Genomic DNA, 7803 nt, shown 5'->3' with positions numbered 1-7803 from the left:
CACTGGAGCCGAGGCCGAGCGCCAGGTCGGTGAGGTTGGCGTTGGCGAGCCCCATGCAGAGGCCGGCGAGCACCAGCACCACGAGCGCCTCGGCGGTGCTGCTGGAGGTGGCGAAGAGGACCATGCAGACCAGCAGGCCGGCGATGGCCACGCCGACGGTCTGTACCGCGCCGATGCGGTGGGCCAGCCGGTGACCGATGACCAGGATGCCGGTGGCCAGGCCGAGACCCCAGCCGGTGAACGCGAGCCCCAGCGGGATGATGTCCAGGCCGAGGAAGAGCGGCGTGTAGCCGAGCACCACGAAGAACACGAAGTTGTACGCGGCGGTGACCGCGCAGAGGGCGATGAACGCCGGCCGGCGGTAGGTGCTGAAGATCTGGCCGAGGCGTACCGGGGCCTGCCGGTTGGTGGGTTCGCGGAGTTTGCGGGAGGCCACGCCGAGGGCGAGGACCATGAAGACGCCGCAGACGAAGAACGGCAGCCGCCAGCTGATCTCGCCGAGCAGGCCACCGATCAGCGGTCCGACGGCGAAGCCGAGGCCGAGGGCGGTTTCGAAGAGGCCGACCACCCATTCCCGGTCGATGGCCAGGTTGACCAGCACCACCATGGCGGTGGCGAAGAACATCGCGTTGCCCAGCCCCCAGACGCCGCGCAGCACGGAGAGCTGCACGATGTTGTCGCTGAACGAGGCGAGGATCGCGGCGAGGCCGACCACGGAGACGCCGGTGATGAGCACCGGTTTGAAGCCGAACCGGCCGCTGGCCAGCGTCGCCGGGATCATGCCGAGGGCCATGACCGCGATGTACGCGGTGAACAGCAGTTCGACCTGCCAGGCGGTGACGCCGATCGCGTCGCCGATGGCCGGCAGGATCGGGTCGACGACGGCGATGCCGGCGATGGCGAGGAAGGCCACCAGGGTGGTGGCGTAGATGGCACTGCGGTTCGGTTCGGAACGCCGATCCACTCCGACTCCTCAGATAGCTGTATTGTACAGGTACTTATTCTGTATCATACAGCTATGAGCGACGACAGTGACGAGAGCACCCTCGGCCAGATCGAGACCGAGGTCGCCCTGCTGATGCGCTTCGGCGAGGCCACAAGGCGGGCCACCGGCACCGCCGAGCACCGGGTGCTGGACCGCGCGGCGTACGTCATCCTGCGCCACCTGGCCGACGCCGGCCCGCAGAACGTCTCGGCGCTCGCCGCCCGACTCAACCTGGACGGCTCCACCGTCACCCGGCAGGTGTCAGCGCTGCAGCGCGACGGCCTGATCACCCGTACCCCGGACCCGTCCGACGGCCGCGGCACCGTCATCTCCCCCACCCCGGCCGGCCTGCAGCGGATGGCCGCCGTCCAGGCCGCCCGCACCCGGCTCTACGGCGACATGCTGGCCGACTGGAGCGCCGAGGACCGCGCCACCCTCGCCGCCCTCCTGGGCCGCCTCAACCAGGCCCTGATAAACCGCAACCGCCCCCGCTGAACGACCCGCGACACCTGTGCCACCACCAAGATCGCGCAAGATCCTGGTTGTAGTGGCATCCCTCGCGGTCCGAGAGCACTACAACAAGGATCGAGCACGATCTTGACGGTGAACCCGCCGAGCCCGCCCGGCCACCCGCCGAGCCCGGCCGGGTTTCAGGAGAACGTTCGGCGCGCCCAGGCGCGGAAGTCGGTGGTGGGCAGGCCGAGGGCGCGGGCCATCTCCGGACGGGCCGGGCTTCCGTTCTCGTTGATCTGCTCGACCGCCTTGACCATGGCGGGCAGCAGGCCGCGCTCGACAGCCTCCTGCGGGGTGAGCACGGGAGCGGTAACCGCCCGGCCGGTGACCTCACTCAGGATGGCCGCGATCTCGGTCATGGTGAGCAGGTCGCCGGCGAGTTCGACGTCCAGGCCGTCGAGCTTCCCCGGGTTGGTGAACGCGAGCGCGGCGGCTTCGCCGATGTCGTCGACGGCGACCCACGGCATCCGCGTGTCTTCGGCGAAGCCGGTGATGATCGTGCCGCTGGACCAGTCGCCGAAGAGGTAGGACCAGCCGAGCAGGTTCTCCATGAAGGTCGAGGGCTTCAGGATGGTCCAGTGCGCGAAGCCACCGGAGCGCACCATCTCGTCGACGGCCGCCTTGCTCTCCCAGTAGTGCGTGTCCCACCGACCCTCGGCCCAGCCGGGCTGGTTGCGGTGGAAGTCCCCGGCACCCGAGACGCTGCTGTGCACGACGTGCGCCACGCCGGCGCGGCGCGCCGCCTCGACGACGTTGCGGCCGCGGGTCACCTCGGCGTCGCCCTGCATGTCCGTCACGTCCGGGTACGGGATGGAGAAGAGGCCGTCCATCCCGTATGCCGCGGCGAGCAGCGAGTCGGCGTCGTCCAAGTTGCCAGTGACCAGTTCGGCGCCCCGTTCCCGCAGGGCTTGAGCGCTGTCGGCGCCGGGATCGCGGACCAGGGCGCGGACCGGGACGCCACGGTCGAGCAGCGCTCGGGCCGTGGCCCCGCCCTGCTTGCCCGTCGCGCCGATGACGAGAACAGCCATGATGCCTCCAACGAAACAAGTGGGGTGTCCCCCCACTTTTCGTCGGCTACGATACGGGGGACCACCCCATTTCTGCAAGGCGGGCCATGAGAGCGGACGCGAAGCGCAACTACGACCTCATCGTCACGGCGGCGTCCGAGGCGATCGCCCGCGACGGCGCGTACGCCTCGCTGGAGGAGATCGCCCGATCCGCCGGGGTCGGTTCGGCGACCCTGCACCGGCACTTCCCCACCCGGTGGTCGCTGCTCCAGGCGGTCTTCGGCGGATGTGTCCGCAACCTGGCGGCGCGCGCCGGAGATCTGCTCGCCGCGTCGGACGCGCTCGACGCGCTGACGACCTGGCTGCACGAGGTGACCGGGTACGCCACGACGACCCGCGGCCTCGCGGACTCGCTCCTGAACGAACCCGCCGAGGAGTCCGAGACCTGCGGCGCGACGCTCGTCGCCGCCGGTGAACCACTGCTCCGCCGAGCCGTCGACGAGGGATCGGTACGACCCGACATCACCATGGCCGACCTGATGATCCTCGCCAACGGCATCTCACTCGCGGCACAACCGATGGGCGCGGCCAAGGCGGAACAACTGCTGACCCTCGCCCTGCGGGGAATCGGGCCAGCGGTCCGGCCACAGCCCTGAGCCGTCGCCGGCCCGGCCTGGCAGCCCTTGCTGACCCCGCCCTCGCTTCCTGCCCATGGTGGAGGGTGCCTGATTCGTTTGCGACATCAGCTCTACAGCATCTGAAGGCACCTCACTGCCCCCGCGACAACGCCTTCCACAGCAACGACCCGAGACGACCACCCCGAGACGACCAGACCCAGACGATGGCCTGGGCACAGATACGCCCGGGCACCGACCGACGTCGGCACCCGGGCGTATCAGCGGTGTCAGGCGACCGGCTCGCGGGCCGAGTCGGCGTCGCGCTCGGTGCCCGGGGTGACCCGAGGGTCGCCCTCGTCGGCGAAGTAGTCGTCCGGCTCGGTGCCGTCGACCCCCTCCTCGACCTTCGCGGCCCGCAGCGCAAGCGTCACCAGCGCCGCCACGGCCAGGTTCACCGCCACCGCCACGATGCCCACGTAGATCGTCTTGGTGGTGTCGAACCCGAACTCCGACAGCGGGAACGCCGAGCCACCGAAGTGCTTCCGGGTCGGGCTGGCCACCTGGTAGAGCATCCACATGCCCAACCCCATGCCGACCGCCCAGCCGACGATCAGGCCGGTGCGGTGGAACCAGCGGGTGTAGAGGCCCAGCGCCACCGCCGGCAGCGTCTGCAGGATGATCACGCCGCCGATCAGCTGGAGGTCGATGGAGAACTGCGGATCGAGGAACACGATGCAGGCCACCGCGCCGACCTTCACCACCAGCGAGGTGATCTTCGAGACGTTCGCCTCCTGGGCCGGGGAGGCGTCCCGCTTCAGGTACTCATTGTAGATGTTGCGGGTGAACAGGTTCGCCGCCGCGATCGACATGATCGCCGCGGGCACCAGCGCGCCGATGCCGATCGCCGCGTACGCGACACCGGCGAACCAGTCCGGGAACTGCTGGTCGAAGAGCAGCGGCACGACGGTGTTGCTGTCGACAGTGCCCTCCTTGGCGCCGGGCAGCGGCTTCACACCGGCCGCGATCGCCATGTAGCCGAGCAGCGCGATCAACCCGAGCAACAGGCTGTACGCGGGCAACGCCGACATGTTCCGCTTGATCACGTCACGGTTCCGGCTGGCCAGCACACCGGTGATGCTGTGCGGGTAGAGGAAGAGCGCCAACGCCGAGCCGAACGCCAACGTCACGTACTGAAGCTGGTTGTTGCCGTTGAGCAGGATGCCGTCGTTCGGGTTGGGCGTGGCGTCGAACTTCGCGTCCGCGGCGGCGAAGATGTCACCCCAGCCGCCCAGCTTGTACGGCAGGTAGACGACCGCCACCAGGATCACGATGTAGATCAGGCTGTCCTTGACGAACGCGATCAGCGCCGGCGCGCGCAACCCCGACTGGTACGTGTACGCGGCCAGGATGGCGAACGCGATGATGATCGGCAGGTGCCGGGCCAGCGCGTTGTCGCCGGTGACGCCCATCGTCTTGAGCACCGCCTCGATGCCGACCAGCTGCAACGCGATGTACGGCATGGTGGCGACGATGCCGGTGATCGCGATCAGCAGCGCCAGCACCGGCGAGTCGAACCGGTTGCGGACGAAGTCGGCCGGCGTGACGAAGCCGTGCCGGTGCGACACCGACCAGAGCCGCACCAGCACCAGGAAGACCAGCGGGTAGATGACGATGGTGTACGGCACGGCGAAGAACCCGGCCGCACCGGCACCGAACATCAACGCCGGCACCGCCACGAAGGTGTACGCGGTGTAGAGGTCACCGCCGACCAGGAACCAGGTGATCCAGCCGCCGAAGCTGCGCCCACCCAACCCCCACTCGTCCAGGTGCGCCATGTCCTTCGGTGCCCGCCACCGGGCGGCCACGAAGCCCATCACGCTGACCAGGAGGAACAGGAACGAGAAGACGATGATCTCGGTGAGATGGTCCCGCCACATCAGTGACCTCCCCGCTTCTTTGTCATCTGGTAGACCAACGTGGTGGTGCCGACGCCGAGCAGGATGAAGGCCAGTTGCAGCCAGTAGAAACGCGGGAAGCCGAAGACCCGGGGCGAGTCGCCATTGAAGAAGACCGGGACCAGCGGCACCACGATGGGGATGAACAGCAACCAGTTCCAGGGGCTGTGGTCCTTCGCCCTGGTCGGCGCCGTGGTGGTGGGCGCCTCCGGTTCGGGTGCAGCCATCTGACACACCTCCGGGGAGTCGTGGATCTCGATGTAACGGCCGGAGGCTACGGCTTTGTGGCGTGCGTCACGTGACCCGTCAGGCGCGTCGTGCGCCGAGCGGCGAGTGTGGTGCGCCGAATGACGCCCCGCCGGCACGGGACAGCGCAGACGGTGCCTGCCTACTAGCCTGATGGCGACCAAGGGTTGCGGGGTGATCACCGTGTCGCGGTACGAAGTCGAGGCCATGCGGGCGTTGGGCACGTCCTTCAGCACCTACGCCGACGAGCTGGACCAGCAGACCAACTGGGCCCTGTCCGGGTTGGAGATGCCGTCGGAGGCGTTCCCCCTGTTCGCGTTGTCCGCCGTCGACGACTACGAACGGTCCCTCTCCGCCGTGGGCGCGGTGACGGCCACCCTGCGCGAGACGTTCGAGGCGATCGGCACGGCGTTGCACCGGGTCGCCGGGCACTACGACCAGTTGGAGGCCGACCAGGCCGACGGCTTCCGGTCCCCGCACAACTGAGAGGAGCACGGGGTGTCCGGCTGGGACGAGGGATCGTGGACCGATCCGGACAGCGACGCCTTCGACACGTTCCTGATGCGTGGTCTCGTGGTGGCCGCGACGAGCGCGTTGATCGTCGCCCTCGAACCGTCCGGGTCGGGGATGGCGGCGGCGTCGGTGACCGCCCTGCTGGTGATGCCGAACGTGGTCGACCCGGAGCCGTGGTTCGGCAACTCGGGCACCTGGGGCGAGCTGAAGAACACCTACGACAGCATGCACGCGCAGCTGCTCAGCCAGATCGAGAAGGTGAACGGTTACTGGGACGACTCGGCTGCCCGCCAGTTCCACGCGTTCGCCACCGGCGACCTGTTGCCCGCCCTGGATCGGCTGACCCAGACCTGCGCGCTGATGGATTCGTACTGCGCGCAGATGGCCGTCGGGGTCAGCACCACGCTGGCGGCCTTCCTGGTCGGCACGGCCGCCGCCATCGGTGGTGCGATCGCGGCGAACGCCTCCGGTCCGGTGTCGCCCGCGGTCAAGGTGGCGATCTTCGTGGCCTGGGCGGGCTTCGCGGTCGCTGTCATCGGCCTCCTGGTGGGTTTCGCGTTGCTGGTATGGCAGTCGGCGAAGAGCCTCGGCGACGCAAACGACGCCCTCGCCAACAAGTTCGCCGACCAGGCCGGGAAGATCGATACCCGCAGCGTCCAGCTGCCCGAGTCGTTGAAGATCGAGATCGGTGATCCGAGCAGGTGGGAGACGCGGTGACGGGGGACGCGGAGGCGATTGCGGCGGCGGCGCGGGAGGCCCAGCGGCAGGGCTACACGGAGGCGTCGCTGCGGCAGGTCCAGAGCCGGGTGAACGAGCTCAACGAACGGGTGGCGTCGCTGCGGGAGGAGAGCGTCTCCGCCAGCGACGGGACGGGCACGGTGACCGTCCGGGTGACCGGCGACGGGGAGGTCGCCGGGGTGTACATCAGCCCACAGGCCATTCGGGACCTCGACGCGGACGCGCTCGGCAACGCCTGCGTGGAGGCGGTCCGCGAAGCCCAGACGCGACTCGCCGCAGTGCTCGGCGAGCGACTTCAGGAGATCACCGGAAACGACGGGGTGGACCAGGCGGTCAGCCTGCGGCAGGCCCTGGACGAGTTCCGCACTGCGGCGGGGAGGGCCAGCTGATGGGGCGTCCCGATCTGGGCGCGTTGACCCGACAGATGAACGCGCTCATCACCGCGACCGTGGAGTTCGCCGAGCAGGCCGCCGACCGGAGGCACGTGGTCTCGTCGCCCGACGGGGAAGTGACAGTCGAGATGTCCGGCAACCGGGAGCTGCTCACCGTCCGGATCGACCCCCGCGCCCGTCGCACGGTCGACAACCTGACCCTCGGTGACCTGGTCGCCGAGACCATTCGGGCGGCCGGCCGCGAGGTCGACCAGGCCCGGCAGGCACTGCTGGATTCGTTGCCGATCGGCGACCACCGGGTTGGTGAGGTGCTGCGCGACCCGCAGCGCCTGCTGCGGAACGGGCCTGGCGCGGAGGCGGCGACGTGAGCCGCCGACCCCGCTCCCCCCGGGCCAACAGCGCGATCCTGCTGGTCTGGTTCGTCGCCGTGACCCTGCTGCTGGGCGGGCTCGCGCTCGACGGCGAGATGCCCGGCCTGATCCGGCTGGCGCTGGCGCTGCTCTGGGCCGGTCTCGCCCTGCCGACCCTCTACCTGCTGCGGTGGCTGCACCGCAGAGGCACCGCCGGGCAACCGGCCCGGCCAGGGCAGGACCGGACGAGCCGGTGAGCCCCGACCGCCGCTGATCAGAGCGCGGCGAGGTGGGCGGTGTCGTTGACCGTCCGCACGGCCACGCCGCCGTCGGGCCACATGTCGAGCACCGAGATGCCGGCCGCGTCCAGGAAGAGCCGGTGCAGGAAACCGTCGCCGGCCGCGAGGGCGTCGCGCAGCACCAGCTTGATCGGCGAGACGTGCGAGACGACCACCACTGTCTCACCGGGGTACGCGGTGAGCAGTCC

12 protein-coding genes are annotated in these 7803 nt (G+C 69.5%); 7 read left to right on the top strand and 5 right to left on the bottom strand.

Annotated elements, in window-relative coordinates; genetic code table 11:
- On the bottom strand, positions 1-964 hold a 964-nt coding region (locus KBX53_RS14850; protein WP_210859849.1), incomplete at its 3' end, for an MFS transporter.
- A 54-nt stretch (positions 965-1018) separates the two neighbouring features.
- Here KBX53_RS14850 and KBX53_RS14845 point away from each other — a divergent pair.
- Positions 1019-1480, top strand: a complete 462-nt coding sequence (locus KBX53_RS14845; protein WP_210859848.1) for a MarR family winged helix-turn-helix transcriptional regulator — start codon at positions 1019-1021, stop codon at positions 1478-1480.
- 155 nt (positions 1481-1635) lie between these two features.
- Here the strand turns inward: KBX53_RS14845 and KBX53_RS14840 are convergent, their stop codons facing one another.
- Positions 1636-2526 carry an NmrA/HSCARG family protein gene (locus KBX53_RS14840; RefSeq protein ID WP_210859847.1) on the bottom strand — a complete coding sequence of 297 codons (891 nt, stop codon included), beginning with the start codon at positions 2524-2526 and terminating at the stop codon, positions 1636-1638.
- 86 nt (positions 2527-2612) lie between these two features.
- On the opposite strand from KBX53_RS14840, the gene KBX53_RS14835 reads away from it, so the two are divergent.
- Complete coding sequence (locus KBX53_RS14835; protein ID WP_210859846.1) at positions 2613-3161, top strand: TetR/AcrR family transcriptional regulator; 549 nt, start codon at positions 2613-2615, stop codon at positions 3159-3161.
- Between the two features lie 248 nt (positions 3162-3409).
- Here the strand turns inward: KBX53_RS14835 and mctP are convergent, their stop codons facing one another.
- Both mctP and KBX53_RS14825 read right to left on the bottom strand, forming a co-directional pair.
- Entirely contained in the window at positions 3410-5059 is a 1650-nt protein-coding gene (mctP, locus tag KBX53_RS14830; protein WP_210859845.1) for a monocarboxylate uptake permease MctP, read from the bottom strand.
- On the bottom strand, positions 5059-5304 hold the full coding sequence (locus KBX53_RS14825; protein ID WP_030330196.1) for a DUF3311 domain-containing protein: 246 nt from the start codon (positions 5302-5304) through the stop codon (positions 5059-5061). Before KBX53_RS14825 ends, mctP begins: the two co-directional genes overlap by 1 nt.
- 202 nt (positions 5305-5506) lie before the next feature.
- On the opposite strand from KBX53_RS14825, the gene KBX53_RS14820 reads away from it, so the two are divergent.
- The 5 genes from KBX53_RS14820 to KBX53_RS14800 are packed head-to-tail and all read left to right on the top strand — an operon-like array spanning position 5507 to position 7573.
- Positions 5507-5809 carry a hypothetical protein gene (locus tag KBX53_RS14820; protein WP_210859844.1) on the top strand — a complete coding sequence of 101 codons (303 nt, stop codon included), beginning with the start codon at positions 5507-5509 and terminating at the stop codon, positions 5807-5809.
- Between the two features lie 12 nt (positions 5810-5821).
- Positions 5822-6553: a hypothetical protein gene (locus KBX53_RS14815; RefSeq protein WP_210859843.1), complete on the top strand. Its 732-nt coding sequence runs from the start codon at positions 5822-5824 to the stop codon at positions 6551-6553.
- Positions 6550-6963, top strand: a complete 414-nt coding sequence (locus tag KBX53_RS14810) for a YbaB/EbfC family nucleoid-associated protein (protein WP_167337285.1) — start codon at positions 6550-6552, stop codon at positions 6961-6963. The genes KBX53_RS14815 and KBX53_RS14810 overlap by 4 nt, the downstream gene beginning before the upstream one ends.
- Positions 6963-7334, top strand: coding sequence for a YbaB/EbfC family nucleoid-associated protein (locus tag KBX53_RS14805; protein WP_210859841.1), 372 nt, complete (start codon positions 6963-6965; stop codon positions 7332-7334). Before KBX53_RS14810 ends, KBX53_RS14805 begins: the two co-directional genes overlap by 1 nt.
- Positions 7331-7573 (top strand): hypothetical protein, encoded by a 243-nt coding sequence (locus KBX53_RS14800; RefSeq protein ID WP_030330206.1) that lies wholly within the window; start codon positions 7331-7333, stop codon positions 7571-7573. Before KBX53_RS14805 ends, KBX53_RS14800 begins: the two co-directional genes overlap by 4 nt.
- 17 nt (positions 7574-7590) lie before the next feature.
- Here the strand turns inward: KBX53_RS14800 and KBX53_RS14795 are convergent.
- A partial coding sequence (locus KBX53_RS14795) for a histidine phosphatase family protein (RefSeq protein WP_210859839.1) occupies positions 7591-7803 on the bottom strand: 213 nt, incomplete at its 5' end.

The organism is Micromonospora sp. M51 (assembly GCF_018070305.1).
Classification (GTDB): Bacteria; Actinomycetota; Actinomycetes; order Mycobacteriales; family Micromonosporaceae; genus Micromonospora; species Micromonospora parva.
The sequence above is the reverse complement of the archived record's forward strand: the minus strand, read 5'-3'. Positions and strand labels throughout refer to the sequence as shown.